We start from the raw sequence: 18,214 nt of genomic DNA, 5'->3' as shown, positions 1-18,214 counted from the left end.
CCTGTTAATAACAAGTAACACAGTGGTTCGTTAAAATGAAAAAACCAAGAGTATGCATCATCGGAGGTGGTTTCACCGGATTAACCGCCGCTTATCGTCTCAGCAAGAAAGGCGTGGACGTGACGATCTGCGAAGCATCTGATCGCCTTGGCGGTCTTGCCGCTGGGTTTGAACTTGCGGATCACAGCGTCGAACAGGCCTATCATTTTCTCTACAAAACCGACGAATATATCCTGTCTCTGGTCGACGAATTGGGCCTGAACGATCGGTTGACCTATCATAAATCTTCTGTCTCCACCTATTATGATGGCACGCTCTATCCCATGGAGACTCCGCTTGACCTAATCCGCTTCAAGCCGCTCAGTTTCATCAACCGGATCCGAGCCGGCATAAGTGTGCTTTGGCTACAGCGCGAGAAAGACTGGCGGAAACTCAGCGGCACAACAGCGCTGGAATGGCTTAGAAAATATGCCGGGCGCCAGGTAACGGACGTGATCTGGGAACCACTACTGCGCGGCAAATTCGACCGCTACTATGACAAGGTGACGATGTCTTGGCTTTGGGGGCGTTTACTCCAACGTGTCGAAAGCCGCGACAAGCAGGCTGGCGGAGAGGTGCTGGGGTATTTCGACGGCGGCTTCAGGATCATTGTCGATGCGCTTGAAAAACCTCTGCGCGAAGACAACACGGACATTCGCCTAAAAACGATGGTTTCGGGTATCGCGTACGACCCCGAGTCAGACGAGGTCATAGTTACTACCGATGCGGGGGAAGAACGTTTTGACCGCGTTCTGGCCACGGTGCCGAGCCATATACTAGCCCGCATGATTGCCCCCTACGAGGAGCGCGACCCGGAGTACTTTGATCGCCTCAAAAGCATCGACTATCTAGACGCGGCCGTGCAGGTGTTCGCGACCCCTCAGAAGTTCACCAAATACTACTGGCATAACATCAACTCTGAGAACGCGCCTTTCGTAGTATTTCTGAGCCTTACCAATCTGGTCGGCAGCGATCGGTTCGACGGTTTGAACATCTACTATATCGGTGACTACGTTCCGCCCGAGCACGAATACATGTCGATGAAACCGGAAGATCTAAAAGAGCGCTGGTATGGCGAGATCAAAAAGATCTTTCCGGAATTCGACCGCGAGGCCGTTGTGGATGATGGGCTCTTTCGTCTGCGAAACGCCCAGCACATCGTCGACATAGGCTTCGAAGAAAACAAACTTGTACCACATCAGACTCCCTGCCCCGGAGTTCTGATGTGCAATTTCTCGCAGATTTATCCAATGGACCGAGGGACGAACTACGCTGTGCGTGACGGTAACCGTATGGCAGAACAATTGCTGGACAGCTTGGCAAGGCGAAATCAAGGCGAGCGAGATGAGGTGCCGAATAAAACGCGGCCACCTTTGACCGTGTTAGAGCGGGTCGGTAAGACCAATCGCCAGGCCAGTTCGGCGAAGTGAGGAAAGACCGAAACACAGGGATCGGTAAGAACTCATGGCACAGAACACAGATACATCGCCTGGTCATAGCAACAGGCAAATAATAGAGGCGCCCACCCGCGAAACGCGATTATTGCCTACCATTTATCGGTGGATCAAACGCATTGTACTGTTTGTAATTGTTGTTGGTTTTATCGGAACGGCGATTTTTGCAGGTTTCGAGATTGGAAAACGCGAGTGGTTCCCTCACTCCATTTTCGAGAAGGTGGACCGGCGGATCGAGAAGGTCGCGGTCAAGGTCGCGCCGGGTCAACCTGCTGTTTATGACCTCGAACGGCTCTCCTCGCATCTCATTGACCTCGAGGCGGACGTCGCGAAAGTGCCCGTCAGACGCGTAAGTCCTTATCACACAATCAGGGAGAATGGTGGCGGGCTTACCTCTTTTGGCTCCGACGTCCTATTGCTGCCCTATGACGGGCGCATCTACGCTGCCAGTTCGTCCGAAGATGTCAGGCAGACAGAAGTAACCGTACCCGATACCAACCGCGCCGCCTATGAGGCCTTAGCCGACGACCCGAACAATACAGAATATGAGGTCGAGGCGGGGTACCTGCGATACAACGATCTGGTCCAATTCTCAGGTCCGAACGGTCCAGCCCTCGCGATATCCTATACAGAATATCACCCCGACCAAAAATGTATCACGAATACAGTTGCGCTTCTGGCAATGGACGCTGAAGTAAAGTCAATAGACGAGGTTCAGGCCGCACCCGACGACTGGCAGGTGCTATATCGCACTGCCCCCTGCTTGCCCCTGAAAACGCGGCATCTTGCGGTCGAGGGCCATATGGCTGGCGGAAAACTCGTCTTCGAAGACCCGTCCACGCTATACATGACAAGTGGTGACTACCATTTCGATGGAATGCGCTCCGAGGCCGGCCCAGGCATCGCCCAGAACCCTGCGGCCGAATACGGAAAAATATTGGCGATCGACGTAGCCTCGGGTGAGGGGAAAATCGTCTCGATGGGCCACCGAAACCCGCAGGGATTAACGCTCACGCCTGACGGCACTTTATACACCCTGGAGCATGGTCCAAAAGGCGGTGATGAACTGAATCTTGTGCTCGACGGGGCCAACTATGGCTGGCCGCTGGAATCCTATGGTCTGACCTATTGGGACGCCAGTGCAATTCCGGGTTCATTGAGTTACGGGCGGCATAGCCATTTCGAACGGCCGATATATTCATGGGTGCCGTCAATTGCGGGGTCGGCTCTCACCTATGTTGACGGCTTTCATCCTTCATGGGACGGAGATTTGCTCGCAGCTGCGTTGCTTGATGGGTCTCTGTTCCGGCTTCGCTTTGCAGAGGGTCGGGTAATTTACTCCGAACGTATCGAAGTCGGCACACGTATACGCGACGTACACCAGCACAGTGACGGGCGGATCGTGCTTTGGACCGATGACCGGGCCATGGTCTTTTTGACCGGTCAGGATCGGCAGAACCGATCGGAATTGTTCGCGACAAGCGTCAACCGTCAGGGGCTTTCCAGACATGCTGCAAAACGGCTGGAAACAGCGATCAGCGCCTGTGCGGAATGCCACTCTTTCGAAGTGGACGACCACGTGCGCTCACCAAGCCTCGCCCGAATTTTCGGCAGCAAAATTGCTTCAACCAATTATGATGGCTACTCGAGCGGTCTGAGCGCGCAAACCGGAACGTGGGACGAAGAGACACTCACAGAGTTTCTGAATGACCCTCAATCCTTCGCTCCCGGAACGCCCATGCCTAATCCGGGGTTCGATGACAATCGTCTGATTGCGTCGCTGATTGCATACCTCAAATTGGTCAGCGAGTCCTTCTGACCACCCAATTGAGCTGATCGATACCTATTCGATGATCGAAGGGCTAGCTGCAAGGCTAGACAGAAACGTCGGCCCTCCCGACGCGCACCAAGGTGGCCCTCTGGAACCAATAAGTGTGATTTTCCGCGAGGGCGAAGGCATATATCAGGATCGTAAGGGAAGAAGTTCTGTCGCAAATACTCGTGCTTAAATCTCGGCTGACTGCCCTTAGCAGGTAGGTCCAAAGCACCCATAAGCAATTAGGGTATGCGAAGAGCAAAATCAAAGGCCTGCATCAACTGAAAAAATAGCCATTTATGCGGTGATCTTTCACCTGAGCTGCCCGGTTTCGTGCCCGTATCTGGATGAGAAACTGGCAGATAGCGGAGGTCACGTGGCTCACACAGGCAACGAACAGGTGAACGGTGCGCTTACAAAACTTTGCAATCCGTGCTATCAAGAATTTGGTGGTTTGTTTTTCAAGCGCGTGCCTAACGGCATATCGCTTCGGTTAATAGTGTATTCGAATGGTTGAGAAAGCGCGTTCCGACAACGTAGGCGAAAGTGTCAGGAACGTTCTATGGGCCTACCTTTCCTTTTTCAGCACCAAGATTCTCAATCTCGTTTCGATTGTTATTCTGGCTTGGTACCTCGAGCCCGCAGAATTCGGGACAATGGCCATTTGTCTGGCCATTCTGGGATATTTTGAGATTCTCTCCCAATTCGGCATGGGGACTGCGCTTATTTCCACTCGTGAAAAAGTTGAGGAGACAGCCAGCGCAGTCCTTCTATGTGGCATGGTATTTTCAAGTCTTCTTGCCGGGTCAATCTGGCTGAGCGCGCCGTCGATCGCCAACTGGTATGGCGATCCGCTTTTGGCAGACCTTCTGCCTGTCATCGCCCTTGCGCTGATCGTGCAAGCGCTGACTAATGTAAACGCAAATTTTCTGGTTCGGGAACTGCGCCTCAAGGCCAAGCTGGTGCCGGACGTACTGCGAGGCCTGACCAAAGGACTTGTATCAATCCTATTGGCACTTCTGGGTTTTGGAGTCTGGTCGCTTGTGCTGGGCTATATCAGCGGTGCCATCGTCGGTGCCATTGCGCTATGGATCATCAGGCCTTGGTGGCCAACCCGCAAACCTGATCTGGCGACACTTAAGTATATTGCTCATTTCGGGGCGCATTTGATCGGCGCGGAAACCATAAATGCAACTCCGCGGCTTCTGGATAACCTGTTGGTCGGCAAGGTTCTGGGCGCTTCGGCTCTGGGGCTTTACTCCCTAGCATACCGCATTCCCGAACTCGGGATCAAAAGCCTCATCAACGTTGCAGGCTTTGTTCTGCATCCGGTTATGTCAAAAATTCAATCGGACCCCGAGGCCCTCAAGGCTTACTACTATGGCGCCCTTAAATACTGTGCCCTTCTGATGTTTGGGACCGGTGCGGCCATTGCGGTGCTCGCAGAGCCTCTGGTGCATGTGCTCTATCCTCCGAAATGGTACGCAATGATTGTGCCGATGCAGCTATTGGCCATCGCGTTTGCAGTGGGGACGATAAACATCGTTCCCGGAAATCTTTTGAAAGCGCTCAGCAGAACTGACCTGATGTTCAAGATTTCCCTGATAAACCTGCCGTTTTTCCTGGTGCTGCTTTGGCTTGCTGTTCCACATGGCATAATCGCCGTGGCCTTTATTCAAGTAGTACTGGCGATGATCCAATTTCTGTCACACTATCTGTTTTTGAGAAGCAGACTGGATATTTCGGCGCACAGCACGTTCAGCGCCCTGTTGCCCGGTGCGGTGTGTGCAGTGAGCGCCTCTGTCGTGGCGATGATTGCACAGCGCGTCTTGGTTGCCGACAGCGACCTCATTCGGCTTTTCGTAGCCACAGCAGCTTTTGGCTTAGCGTTTCTTGTGTCGATGCGGATTATGACGCCGGAAATCTTTCAGCAGATCGCGCAGCGCTGGATACAAAAAGCGGGCCGGGTCTGAAAACAGAACCCGGCCCGCTCAGAGTTTAATCACGGCCGTCTTCGGACGCCCGACTTACGCCAGCAGGAAGTCAGAATAGAACTCGACACTGTCGACACGAAGGGGTTCGTTGCCATCTGGTGTCCCTTCAAGCGCGACAAGTTCGCCATTTTCGATCCAAACACCCTCGATCACATGGCTTGTCAGCGTGTCCCGCGTCGCAAACTTCTCGTTCGTCTCCTGGTCCCAGACCCAGCTGTCGACCTCTTCTCCGCCGACACTGACGTTCAGAATGCTCTCGCCGTCGGATTCATCGTAATAGTTGACGACTATATCGTAGTAACCGGATTCGCCGTCGAATTCGGTCGAAGCCTTTGCCGTACCTTTGCCGGTGGCATTGAGATACGCCTCGCCCGAAGCGATCGAGTTGCTCTTGACCCTCCAGCCGCTTTCGATGTCGAACGTTTCAGCTTCGACGAAATAGTGCTGGGGCGTGCCATCCGTCGGGGTCGATGGGTTGTCATCCACCGGATCCGTCACCGAGGCATCGTCGCTGCCTTCGCCGATCGACTGGGTCACAACGTCCAGATAGTCGATCCGCAGCGGTTCTTGAGCATCGCCGGTTCCCGCGAAGGTGATGACATCGCCGGAATTGATCTGCACATTCTCGATGGTGAGTTCGGTTGCGGTTGCTTCATCCGCATAGATCGACCCCAGGTTCTGATCCCAGACCCAGCTATGAACGGCCTTGCCATTCACAAGGACCGTCAGATCCGATGCTCCATCCGCTTCATCGAAATATCCGATGTTCAGGTCATAGGTGCCGCTCTCGCCGGTGAACACAGTCGAGGCTTCGCCGCTCTGACCTTCTTTGACCCGGATCACCTGCCCCCCGGATGCGGGAGAAAGCGTGTTCACAGAAAACCCGTTGGTCAGAGAGAAATCTTCAGCCTCGAAACGGTAGGAGGATGCATCACCAGCATTCGATCCGCTGTCTGGTGTAGTGTTCCCCGAGTCGCTGGTGTCCGAAGTGCCACTGTCCCCGGCCTGCGTGTCGTCCTCTGGCGCCGGTGCAGGCGCGGGTTGCGAGTCCGCAGCATAACCGTCCAACAAACCGTTGATGTAATCTTCGATATCATGCACGCCATTGCCATCGGCATCACCGTGCGCGTCGAACTTATCCGGGTCTGAACCCAGAATCTCTTCGAAGTAATCCGGGATTCCGTCATCGTCGCGATCGCTTGGCGCCGCAGTGTTGGGCACATACACATACCCACCGACATCATCGGGGGAATCGATGATGCGGCCGGTTCCGTCGATCACCGACTGGACGATCCGCTGATCGACCTCGTTCAGTTCAGGATAGCGTGCCCCGGCATTGGACAGAACATAGTCCATAACCTCGGATGTAGGCATGATGGTGACATTGCTGGGGTCGAACACATAGCCGTCTTCAATCTTCGAAAGAGCATCGCCGCCAAGTTCCGCCTGGTTGTCAGAGACATAATAGGCTGTTCCCGACTCCGCCGAATTCAGGCGGATGGGTGCGCGATCGGCCGAATCCTCACCCGCAATGTAGATATTGCCGATGATATGCGCAGTCACGCCCGAATAGCTCTCGAACCCGTTGGGTCCATAGTTGTAGACCACATTGTTGATGAACTCGATATTTTGGGAGTCGTCCTTCACCTGGGCGTTGCGGTGTTCGTTATGAGCGAACAGGTTGCCCACCACCGTGACGTTCGAACTGCCATCACCGATCAGCAGCCCCATCGAGTGGTCGCCTTCCGGGTGGATCGATTCATCCAGCGCTTCGGCCAGAATGTTGTTTGAGATGGTGATGTTCTGCGGACCGTACCAGAGCGTGATCAATTCATCGACCGACCAGCTGAACGAGTTGCTGTCGATGATGACATTTTCAACGGTCTGAGAACTGCTGCCGATCGACAGCCCGTCCCGTTCGGAAGGAGAGTCCCCGTCGCCGTCGCCCGGTCGGAACTGCAGGCCACGGATAATCACGTTGTCTTCGACAACGCGCAGCTTGGCGCCCGATATTGTGATGCCTTCAGGCGAGGTTTGACCGGCAATGGTCACGTCGCCGTTTATCTCGATTGAGTCATCGAGTTGTATTTCACCGCTCACCTCAAAGACAACGATCCGCGGACCGTCGAGTTCCTCGAGAGCCCATCTGAGTGATCCGGGTCCTGAATCCGCCAGAGTCGTAACTTTGACGATTTCGCCGCCTCGGCCCCCAGTAGTGTCGGAGCCAAAACCCTGCGCACCTTCAAACGCCAGGTCGGCGCCCGTCAGATCTTCAGCCATTTGAATTCCTTCTCGATCTCAACAGGAGGACACAGCAGATATGCCCATCCCTTGTATTGGTTTCATTAGGGCGCTGAGTGGTGCCCCTTGGATTGCATGCATCCCAACATGCGCGGCGCTGCCTATACGCCATGACACGCATTTAAAACCGTCAGTTCGATATCACCAAACCGGATATCGGCGAATTTTGTCTTGGAGGTGGCGTTTTTGTGCAGATTGTTGCCAGATTCGGGTGTTTCAAATCGTTATGAGCAGATTTTTGCCGTACAGTAACGGAATTCGGCTAAAGTAAGCCGAGGTTGCATTGTGGAAATACCGCCCGCAGCGGGCTTCGAAACTCCCCTGCTGCGCAAGTGTACCAGTTTTGTTTGGCGTTTTTTCATCGGTTACAAGTGTTTGACGGGTATTGGTATGAAGAAAATCAGGATTCTCGCTCTTACGAAATCGACGGGCGGAATTGCATTTTACAACAAGATGCTATTGTCGGCGCTGGACCAGAACAGGTTCGAATCCCACACAATTTGTCTGTCTGAGGGTGCCGATGCCTACGCCGCCGAACTGAAGGCCGTAGGCCTGAGCGCTGAGGTGTTCGCGATGGCGCGCTACCGAATCGACCCTTTGGGCGATCTGAGCGTTCTGCGGTATGTGCTGAAAGTGGCACGCGCACACGAGGCGGATGTGCTGATCTGTCATGGTAGCAAGGCCGGTTTCATCGGCCGTACGGCAGGCTGCATTCTCGGGCGCCCGGCCATCTATCGGCAGGCCTCAATGCCCTTTCTGAAACGGGTTCAGGGGCGCAAAGCCCCGGCCTATTGGGCGCTTGAGAAAATTGGGGGCTGGTTTGGAGGGAAGCTGGTCGCCATCACAGACTATGCCCGTCAGGAAACCCTGCGAAACCGCTTGGTGCCCCGTGATGCCATTCAAGTGATCCGGACCGGTGTCGACACGGATCGCTTTCGACCCGCAGGACGACGAGAGACTGCTGCAGAGCAACTGGGGCTGGATGCCGCGCGCCCAATAGTCGGTTGGTTTGGACGGCTGGAGCCGCAAAAGGCCCCGCTCGACTATGTTGCGGCTCTGCGTCGGGTAGCCCCGAACCATCCCGAGGCCCAGTTCGTCATGGCAGGCGAAGGAAACCTGCGCGCAGAGGTTGAGCATAGTCTGCGAGGCTTGCGGAACGTGCATCTGCTACCTTGGCAGACCGACCTCGAAACCGTTTTTCAAGCGGTGGATATCTATGTCCTGAGCTCGCTTTGGGAGGGGTTGCCCTTGACCCTGCTGCAAGCGATGTCCAGCGGCTGCGTACCGGTATCTACAACGGTGGACGGATGCGCCGAAGTCATTGAGACCGGAACCAGCGGCCTACTGGTCCCGCCCGGCGCCCCCGATGAGATGGCGGCGGCCCTTGATAATCTCCTTTCCTCCTCCGAGCGCAGGTCGGGTATGGCCCTTGCGGCTCGGAAAAGGGTGCTCGACTTGTTCGACCGCCGCCAAATGGTCCGAGAATGGGAAGAGTTCCTGACCCAGCAGGTCGTATCGACCGTGCAGCCGCATTCACAACCAGCCGGTACAGACGCGCGGGCTTCAAACACTGCTACTGGGCACACGGGGCTGCGAATATGCATGGTGATCTCGTCCTATCATCCGATCGTCGGAGGAGCAGAGAAACAGGTGGCGCAGCTGGCGCGCATCATGATTAACAAAGGGCAGTCGGTCCGTGTCATTACGCGCCGCTATCCCGGACTTTCCGAGTTTGAGATTATCGACGATGTCGAGGTGGAGCGTATCTGCGCCGACGGCTCCAAGACTCTGGCTTCGGCCCGGTTCCTGACTGGTGCTGCGCGCGCTATACGCCGCTATGCGCCTGATGTCGTTCACTGTCACTCGACCTTCAGCCCGACCTTGGCCGGAATCCTGAGCGGCGGTTTCTCGGGCCGACCTCTGCTTGCCAAACCGATGTGCGGCGGCGAGGTAACGTCGATCATGAACAAAACAGGCGGCGGTCTGCGCAAGTTCGCCATGCAACACAGAGTATCCCGCTTTGTGGCCGTGAGCAGCGAGATCGAGGCCGAACTACAGCACTTCGGGTTTCCAGCCACAAAAATCCTGAGCATCCCCAACGGCGTCGATACAGAACGGTTCCACCCCTGCGACGAAGCAGAGGAGAAAGGCGCTCTTAGGCAGGACCTCGGCCTCCCCGACGGACCGCTGTTTCTGTTCGCCGGACGGTTTGCGCGGCAAAAACGGTTGCCGCTGTTACTGAAGGCCTGGCCCCGGGTTCGGGCACACAACCCCTACGCTACGCTGCTGATCGCAGGCGCCAACAGGGACACCACGTCAGGTTTCCAGGCCGTCGGGGGCGAAGCCGAAGAGGTACCGGCTCACTTGCTGGAACAAGACGGTGTCCGGTTTCTCGGGCATGTCGATGATATGCCGTCTTATCTGCGCGCCAGCGATGTCTTTGTGCTGCCTTCGGCACGCGAGGGACTATCCAATGCTCTGCTCGAAGCCTGCGCATCCGGGCTGGCCGTGGTGGCATCAAAAGTCGGCGGCACTGAAGATTTGATCGAAGATGGTCGCAATGGCCGGTTATTCACACCCGACGATCTCGACGAGCTGATCCGGGCTCTGACCGATCTGAGCATTGATGCCGAGTTGCGTCAAACTCTTGGCACCCATGCGGTCGAAACGATCCGCAAACGGTTTGACATCCGGCAAACAGCGGAACGCCTGCTTTTGGCCTACGCCACATTGAGCGGGATCCAAACCCCCACTCCGAAACCCGCCTTGGGCAACGTCGCCCGTCCCGATGTCAGCCGGGAGTAACAGGAAAGCACCCATTTTTTTGCCAAACCGGCCCATGTTCCGCGAAAACGTCGCTGTCAACCAACTCGCAATCCGCGCGACAGACGCAATGTGAGCGGCTTGGGTGGCGGGACTTCCTCAATTGGCCCAAGCCTCAGTGCCGCGATGCGCCCGGCTTCGACGGCAAGCAAAATGACGATCCATAGAAACCTTGGATAGGCGTCATGTAACAGCACCATTCCGGTCAAATACCCAGAAAGCCCCGCACCAAATGCCACAAACAGCAACGCCAACCGAACCTGCCCATGCGCCCGTGCGAGTTTGTAGGCACTAATAAGGCCCAGAGCCGCCAAAAACAGGATCGTCAGGAAATAGATCAGACCGACCAGGCCGTTCTCGGCCATAATTTCCAGATAAAGGCTGTGGGCCGAGCGCCCCTCGCCCCGGAAAATCAGTCCCTTTTCCAAAGCGACATTCTGATAGTGAATATTGAAATTGCCGCTGCCCACGCCTCCCCAAGGGTGGGTGACAAAAAGCTCCCACGCCACTTTATAGCTGGCAATTCGCCCTTCTGCGCTCTTGTCGATCTGGACGGTGTCCACCAGCTTCAAAAGTGTTGCTAACCTTTCGAATGCCTCAGCACCCAGAAAAAACGAAGCCGCCGTCAACAATACAACAAACACGAAGATCGCAGTGACCTTCTGAACGCGACTCAGTTGCAGAAACAGAACCCCTAACGCGACGACAAGCGCCAGTATCCCTCCGCGGGATTCAGTAACCAGAATCCCGAAAACCAACAGAGCCACCGCCAGTCCCCAGAAAACATATTTGTAAAATCTGTCTGCCTGGAAAAAATAAAACAGCGCCAATGGAACATTAAAAACAAGAACAATGGCGAGAAAGTTTGCGTCATTGATCGGGCCTTCGAAACGACCGTGAAATTCATTGAAATGCGCAAAAATTGCGAGACCAGACGGCAATGCAACCCCAAGTACCTGAATGAAGCCCATGCCGCAAATTGCCGTGACCGTCAGCACAGACGACAACACTACGGTTTCAAAGCCGTTTTGATACTGCATGAAAGCCAGAACAATCAGCGCGACAATCACCACTTTGGCCAGATCGAAGCTGTTATCCAGCGTCAGGCGCCAGTCGACGGCATAGGTTGTGCCAAACAACGTTAATGCGACGTATCCGACTAACAGCCAAAGGGAAAGCCAGCCGATATACGGCCGGTCCCCCCAGAAGAAGTAGCGCACGGCGAGCAAGCTCAGCAGGCCGGGAACTGCCAGTTTCGCGATGGATGGCGCCCCAAAAGCGTATATTAGATTGGGGGATAGGTTCGAAATGATCATTACGATCAGCAACGCCAGACCAACCAGCGGGTAGTGCAGCGTTGTCAGAACGAGAACCCCAAATACCGCCAGTGCCATCAACTCGACGATCGAAGAATCCCCGATGGCGAACGCAACAAAAACGGCTGCAAAGCCGATCCACACCAGTTTTGGCAGCTTTGGAAACCTTGTCGCCACGGCCATCAAGACTGGCCTTTCGTCAACCAAATGGAATCCATAACGCGATCCATACTGAAACAACCGAATTTGACCACAACGAGGGTAGCGACAAAACACTGTCAGTCAATCTTTACCCCTCCGCTGTGGCCATGAGGGTCACACTGAAAGCTCAAAGATACATAGTTTATTGATATATTCACGGCGGGTGTTAAGTTAAAAACGTGGGTTTGGTGTGTTTTCAGGAGTACGGTTTTGTATGACCAGCTTGGGATTCCCAGGAAATTTGTAAGAATTGCCGCAGTCGTCTTTTTTTGTATTTTTCCCGTACTTGCCGTTTACGTACTAATCAGGCCTCCGGTTTTTGAGGCTCGGTCGCTCATTCTGTTCGCATTGGGACAAGAATATATCTATGTCCCGGACACAGTCGGAGGCGAAGCCCCTAACCCCGGTGATTTTCAGGGCGTCGTGAACGCCGAAATGCTTCTGCTAGACAACCCCGAACTCAGTCTTGCGGCGCTTGAGGCCGTTGGGGTGGACAGGGTTTTTCCCGGACTGCCGTTGGACGAAGCATCTTTGAGTCAAGCCGTTCTGTGGGTACAGGAATCGACAACAGTTGAACTCATCACCGGGTCATACGTTGTTAAGATCGCAGTTCAGCATGTCGACCCGGAAATTGCGGCCGAATTGACCAACGCAATTACCGCAGCCTTTCTGGACCGGCGGCGCGAACTTTACACTGCCCGCGAAACCTCACGGCTGCAAACCCGTCTGGAGGCTGCTACTAGCCAAGCGACCGACACCAACAATCAGGTGCATGAACTGCTCGGAGGTCTGGACCCTCAATTCATTACTTACGATCTGGATAGGTCTTCCGTAGATCAGGCCAACCTCGAAGGTCTTTTGAGACAGTCGCGCACGACTCTGGCCGCCCTCAAGGTGCGTCGGGACTTATATTCCCAACGGCTGGGAATGGAAGACCAGGTACTACGCACCGAAACAGAGATTGAGGAAGAGCAGGCGAGGATAGACTATATCGAGTCTTCCATGCTCGAAAATCAGGAAAAGGTGCAAAACCTCTCTGCACTCATCCCTGTTCTTCGACCCCTTATTGCCCTTCAGCAGCAGCAGGCCGAACAGATTGCGGATTTGCAAATGCGGTTGCGCGACAATCTGGCTTTGAGTGGCGCGAACATTGAAGGAAACGTACGCGTGATTGAGCGAGCGGTTCCCCCGCTGCGGTCCAGTTCCGCATCGCGGAAGGTGCTGCTTGCAATCGTAGGAGTCGTGTCCGTTCTAGTGGGTATCGCTGTTGCCGGGTTCAGCATGCTTCTGACCGGTGGGCAGCAAGTAGCCTCGGATCCTCAAAAGACTGGGAACCAAAGCAAAAGCGGTGCCAACCCCAAAAAAGCCCATCCAATATTCGGGCAGCTGCGTGCTCAGAATGCCAAAGGCAAGCCCAAAGTACGCGCGCCAACGCGATGACACGCCATCCTCTGTCTTGCACAGGTTTGCGAGGCCGTAGGCGGCGCTGGCCTGACGCGAACGTGTGGCAGGAGAATGATAGTGCGGAACGGCCCTGAACCTTTGCCGCTAAAGCTAGCCTATGTCGTAGACACTCTGGTCACCGGTGGGGCCGAGCGTTTGGTCGTGACCTTTGCCAGAGCGACGAGGAACCGCCCCGATATTGATCTGACCGTATTTGTTCTCAGCAGTGGTGGTACCCCGTTCAGCAATGAGATTGAGCAAATGGGCATCGAAGTGGTCTATCTCCCCGGAAAGAGCTTAATTGATGTCCGCCGCTTTCTGAGACTGGTGTCCGAACTTCGAAAGCAACCATTTGATTTCGTACACGCGCACTTGATTTCCTCAACTGTGCTGGGGGGGTGGGCCGCTGCAATCTTGCGCCTGCCTTTCGCCACCACGATTCACAACGTCAAGGCCAGCACGGCCCGGGTTAGAAAACTGCGCGGCGCCCTATATCGCAGCGTCCTAAAAATGCCCGGAACGGTCAGAATTGCCGTCGGCCAAGCTGTCGCAGAGGCGGCACGGACCGATACCGGCGGGCGTGACTGCATCGTTGTTCCCAATGCGGTTTCGCCCGAGGTTGTGGCGCCACCCGGAGCGCGAGCGGCGACACGTGCGCAGTGGGAAATTGAGGATCGTAAGGTCCTGATCGCGGTAGGGGCGATCATCGGCCAAAAAGCATATGAAAATCTTTTGGTGGCCTATTCACAAGTCTCCTTACAAATGCCCGATACCATACTGCTGGTCGTCGGGAATGCGCCGGATTTGGAGCGATATGAAAACCTGCAAAAACAGGCACAGGATCTTGGCATAACCGAGCAGGTCCGATTTCTGGGTCTGAGGCAGGATGTGCCGGAGCTGCTATCCGCCGCCGACCTGTTTGTCAGCGCCTCACATTGGGAAGGATTACCCGTGTCAGTGTTGGAGGCCATGTCCAACGGGATACCCTGTGTCGTAACGGATGTCGGTGACAATGCCCTTATTCTGGACGGCACCGGCGCCCCGGTCGTTCCTCCTGGACAACCCGGAACGCTGGCCGAAGCGGTTCTTGATCTCTTGCAGGACGACTCCGCCCGGGAACAGATCGGGCAAGCTGTACGAGCCCAAGTGGTTGAACATTATGGCGTCGATGCCTGGGTCAAAAAATTAGTCGATATTTATACGAGCGCCGGGCACCTCAACCGACGCAGGCGCCGTTCAGTACCCCATCTTGCCGCGAACTCCGGGGACAGCGCTCCTTAAGCAGGCCGACGGTAAAGGCCTCCGTGATCGGTTCAGTTCGTGACCCCTTCAAACTTCACGACCAGAACATCACCCGGTCGTAATTCGCTGGTCAGTTTCACACGTTCGGCCTTTTCACCTCCGTCGGCACGGAACACTTCGAAAACCGTTTCGGCCTGTTCCTCAACAGACATCGCCAGCGACGGGGCGGTCATTCGCAAGTAGTCCATGCTGGCATTGAGCTGAGAACGGAGTAGTTCGATGTTTTCGTCAGCCACAACTTTGGCTGCCAGTAAATCGCGGTGATACCGGGTCAGGGCAACGTCGATTTCGTTCTTCGCATTGGCTGCGGTCTGCGCCGCCGCCGCCGCGCGGGCTGTTGTCTCAAGGTCATCCGACCGATACCGATCCGCCTCGACTTTCCAGTCGGTCAACCTTTCCCGCCGGGACAGTCCCTGCGAGACTAGTTTGTCGACATCGGCAAGCTGTGCTTCCGTCACCTCGAGCTGACGTCCGATTACGACCCGGCGCTGCGCATACAAGTCTGCCTCTGCTGTCGCGAGAGCTGCTCTGCGGCTAAATCCCTCAATCGACTCGTCCAGAAGGGTCCGACCCATGCGAATAAGCGAAACTTGGTCCGGGTTCACGCCATCGACCGTCAAATCCTCGCCGTCCAGTTGACCAGACTCAACCAGTTCCAGTTCCGCCATGACGGCTTTGCGTTGATCTTCGGCAAAACCCAAGCGTATGCGCGCTTGAATCACGCGTTGCTGGGCATTCACGACGTCACGCTCGTTCCCGCCTGCGGCTGTCACACGTTCATACCCACCGGCCAGCGCGACCGCCTTGATGACGGTCATGCCCGGTGAATAGACATAAGAACCGGGAGTCTGAACGACGCCGAGCACAGACACAGGCCTGTATTCAGCGATATCCACTATGACCGAGACCGAGCCCGCAAAGGATTCAGCCGCGCGCTCCACGATCTTGCCTTCAATCTCGTGCAGCGTCAGGCCTTCTGCCTCTATCGCACCCAGCATGTGAAGCCGAAACGTTCCATCATCCCGGACCTGGGCGATCCGTGAAAACTCGGTCCGCCCCAGGATCGATATGTCCAGCTTGTCGCCCGGAGCCACTAAATAATTGTCCGCGACGGCCTGTTGAAACAGTCCAAGACACAGGGCCGCAGCCCCAACCAATATTCGAACACCTTTAATCATACTCATGTCTCCATCAGCTGGGTTTACTTTAAACCACATCTGTCACCTACTAAGTTCGATCCAACCGTTGGCGCATTATAGATGGACCAAAGCCGATCCATCATGGCCGCACCGGAATACCGGCTCTCCACTGTACCGCGCCCGACCTCGCCTAAAAGCTTGCGGGCATCCGCATCTGCAATCATATGTTCCAGAGCACCCGCCAAGGCCGATGGGTCCGAAGGCGCAACCAGAATGCCATTTATGCCGTCTTTAATCAAATCCGGTATACCGCCGACCGCAGTCGACACCACCGGCACCTCTGCCGCCATCGCTTCCAGCAGCGCCATCGGCAGACCTTCCCATTTCGAGGCAAGAACAAAAATATCGATCGCGGCAAGCAGCCCCGGCATATCCCGCAGGTTACCGGTAAAGGTCAGTTGGTCATCCCCCAAACCCAAGCTGAGCGCACGCTCACGGACAACGCCTGAAAGCTCTCCGTCTCCGACGATCAGGGCATGCATGTTCAGATTTCGGTCGCGCAACTGTGAAATGGCCTGCAGAAAATTCTCGTGATCTTTCTGCGCCGTAATGCGCCCGATTTTCGCAAGCACAACAGCGTTTTTCGGAACTCCGAACCGAGACAGGTCCATGGGCTGGGCTTGTCCGGCGCTGAACCGGTCAAGATCAACGCCGTTTTGCACGACCTCAATCCGGTCACGTTTGTAGCCACCATAACGCGCCACATGATCCGCGACATTATCCGTGACAGCCAAACAGGCGTCGGCGCCTGATGTGATCGTCCTGAAGACCCCGGATAATACTCTTTTTTTACGCCAGGGGTCGGTGTTGTGCAGGGTCATGACCCGGTGACGGCTCAAACACCGGGCGGCCAATTGCCCGACCAGATCGCTCTTTGTCAGGTGAGTGTGGACAATATTCGGGTTCCAGTCGCGCATTAGCCGGAGGGCGCGCAGCATCGCACGGGGATCACGCAAACCGTGCTGGCTGAGCCGCACCGCATGGACACCGCGCCGGGCAACCTCTTCCTCCAGCGGCCCCGGCGTGAAATAGGCAACCTTTGCCTGATCTCCTCGCTTTTGCGCTTCATCCAGTAAGTCGAGAAGAAGCGTTTCGGCCCCACCGATGCGCAAGCTGTCGATGATATAAAGCAATCGAAGGCTCACCAATTCAACACCTCAGCGGCACGGCCACCCGCTGGCGTCTGCGCCATCATGCGCCGCGCGACGGCCTCCCAGGTGAAGCTTTCGCCACGCTCCAACCCGGCAATTCCCATCTCACGGCAGACCTTGGCATCAGATAAGACTTGGTAAAGCGCCTGCGCCAGCCCGGCGCTGTCCTTGGGCGACACCAGTCGCCCGGTCTCACCTTCCCTGACGATCGCACTGATATCCCCCACCGTGGTCGAGACGACGGGCAGTCCGAACTGCATGGCTTCTAGGAAAACAATACCAAAGGGTTCGACCCGCGACGGCATGCAAAAACAGGTCGCGCGATGGAAGTATTCTTCGATCTCAGAAAGCGGCAAGCGCCCGACAACGTCGCACCCCTCGACGTCAATCTCAGGAGAGCAACCGACGATGGTGAGCGTCGCATCAGGCAAGCGTTGACGTAGCTTCACAAACGCTTCAACTAGCTCTGGACCACCTTTGCGCTCCCATTCGACTCCCACGAAAAGAATATTCCGATGCGCATAACGGTCCAGCGAAGTATTGAGTGGTCGGGCAGGCCTGACCGACGCCCCCGCCCCAATCGCCGAAACCTTGCCGGACTCAATCCCGTAATCCTCAATCAGGAAATTCCGTATCTTGGGGCCGAACGTGAAGACATGCGCGGCTTTTTCATAGATCTTGCGCTCACAATCCAGCCACAGTTGGGATGGATAGCCCGTACCATCCTGATCTTCATCGGCAAGACGTGCACGCGCCACGTGATCGGTATAGACGAAGTTCGGACAATTCGGCAGTGCCGCCGAAAACATCGACTGCGTCTGCACAGTAAAATCGAACCCCTGCGTCCCAAAGCGCTGTTGCAGAAGCTCTTCGGCGGCTCTGAAAAATCCCCTGTTGCGAAACAGCCGATAGCGCAGCACCGATCGCGACCGGAAACTCCCCAACCCGTACTCCCACGGAACGTTCACCAGACTTCTGAGAAGGCTCGCGTAGTTTGACCGCATCGCCTCGCCAACGTTGAAGGTTTCGAATGTCACCTCGGGAAATTCCGTCCCCAACGCATCCAGCAGTTGCACATTGATATGCGAAAAGCTTCCGAATGTGGCGAAAAGCGCCCGTGGGCCAGAAACTCGGCGCGAGCCATCGTCAATAGCGTTCAAAGTATCTCGCATGTT

The 18,214-nt window shown here is 55.6% G+C and carries 11 protein-coding genes; 6 read left to right on the top strand and 5 right to left on the bottom strand.

All coding sequences use genetic code 11. The features are described 5' to 3' along the window. Positions 1-35 precede the first annotated feature (35 nt). From ABLN94_RS16000 to ABLN94_RS15990, 3 genes are all read left to right on the top strand, one after another. Positions 36-1,469, top strand: a complete 1,434-nt coding sequence (locus ABLN94_RS16000) for an NAD(P)/FAD-dependent oxidoreductase (RefSeq protein ID WP_352994069.1) — start codon at positions 36-38, stop codon at positions 1,467-1,469. Between the two features lie 112 nt (positions 1,470-1,581). After that, the gene (locus ABLN94_RS15995) at positions 1,582-3,312 is read left to right on the top strand and encodes a PQQ-dependent sugar dehydrogenase (protein ID WP_352994067.1); all 1,731 of its coding nucleotides are present in this window, start codon (positions 1,582-1,584) and stop codon (positions 3,310-3,312) included. A 506-nt stretch (positions 3,313-3,818) separates the two neighbouring features. Next, positions 3,819-5,282, top strand: a complete 1,464-nt coding sequence (locus ABLN94_RS15990; protein ID WP_352994065.1) for a lipopolysaccharide biosynthesis protein — start codon at positions 3,819-3,821, stop codon at positions 5,280-5,282. A gap of 54 nt (positions 5,283-5,336) precedes the next feature. Here ABLN94_RS15990 and ABLN94_RS15985 read toward each other — a convergent pair whose 3' ends face one another. Then, positions 5,337-7,583: a right-handed parallel beta-helix repeat-containing protein gene (locus ABLN94_RS15985; protein ID WP_352994063.1), complete on the bottom strand. Its 2,247-nt coding sequence runs from the start codon at positions 7,581-7,583 to the stop codon at positions 5,337-5,339. Positions 7,584-7,994: 411 nt separating this feature from the next. Here ABLN94_RS15985 and ABLN94_RS15980 point away from each other — a divergent pair, with 411 nt between their 5' ends. Continuing rightward, on the top strand, positions 7,995-10,409 hold the full coding sequence (locus ABLN94_RS15980) for a glycosyltransferase family 4 protein (protein ID WP_352994060.1): 2,415 nt from the start codon (positions 7,995-7,997) through the stop codon (positions 10,407-10,409). 56 nt (positions 10,410-10,465) lie between these two features. Here ABLN94_RS15980 and ABLN94_RS15975 read toward each other — a convergent pair whose 3' ends face one another. Continuing rightward, positions 10,466-11,926, bottom strand: coding sequence for an O-antigen ligase family protein (locus ABLN94_RS15975; RefSeq protein WP_352994059.1), 1,461 nt, complete (start codon positions 11,924-11,926; stop codon positions 10,466-10,468). Positions 11,927-12,154: 228 nt separating this feature from the next. On the opposite strand from ABLN94_RS15975, the gene ABLN94_RS15970 reads away from it, so the two are divergent. Together ABLN94_RS15970 and ABLN94_RS15965 are read left to right on the top strand one after the other, a co-directional pair. Then, positions 12,155-13,384, top strand: coding sequence for a hypothetical protein (locus ABLN94_RS15970; protein ID WP_352994057.1), 1,230 nt, complete (start codon positions 12,155-12,157; stop codon positions 13,382-13,384). 81 nt (positions 13,385-13,465) lie between these two features. Continuing rightward, entirely contained in the window at positions 13,466-14,668 is a 1,203-nt protein-coding gene (locus ABLN94_RS15965) for a glycosyltransferase (RefSeq protein ID WP_352994054.1), read from the top strand. Between the two features lie 32 nt (positions 14,669-14,700). Here the strand turns inward: ABLN94_RS15965 and ABLN94_RS15960 are convergent, their stop codons facing one another. Genes ABLN94_RS15960 through ABLN94_RS15950 form a run of 3 tightly spaced genes read right to left on the bottom strand, consistent with a single transcriptional unit; the run spans position 14,701 to position 18,211 of the window. Next, positions 14,701-15,873 carry a polysaccharide biosynthesis/export family protein gene (locus ABLN94_RS15960; RefSeq protein ID WP_170497456.1) on the bottom strand — a complete coding sequence of 391 codons (1,173 nt, stop codon included), beginning with the start codon at positions 15,871-15,873 and terminating at the stop codon, positions 14,701-14,703. Between the two features lie 17 nt (positions 15,874-15,890). Continuing rightward, positions 15,891-17,033: a glycosyltransferase gene (locus ABLN94_RS15955; protein WP_352994051.1), complete on the bottom strand. Its 1,143-nt coding sequence runs from the start codon at positions 17,031-17,033 to the stop codon at positions 15,891-15,893. After that, positions 17,030-18,211 (bottom strand): glycosyltransferase family 4 protein, encoded by a 1,182-nt coding sequence (locus tag ABLN94_RS15950; RefSeq protein WP_352994048.1) that lies wholly within the window; start codon positions 18,209-18,211, stop codon positions 17,030-17,032. The genes ABLN94_RS15955 and ABLN94_RS15950 overlap by 4 nt, the downstream gene beginning before the upstream one ends. Positions 18,212-18,214: the final 3 nt, after the last annotated feature.

It is taken from the genome of Ruegeria sp. SCP11 (genome assembly GCF_040329455.1).
Lineage (GTDB): Bacteria > Pseudomonadota > Alphaproteobacteria > Rhodobacterales > Rhodobacteraceae > Ruegeria > Ruegeria atlantica_E.
The sequence above is the reverse complement of the archived record's forward strand: the minus strand, read 5'-3'. Positions and strand labels throughout refer to the sequence as shown.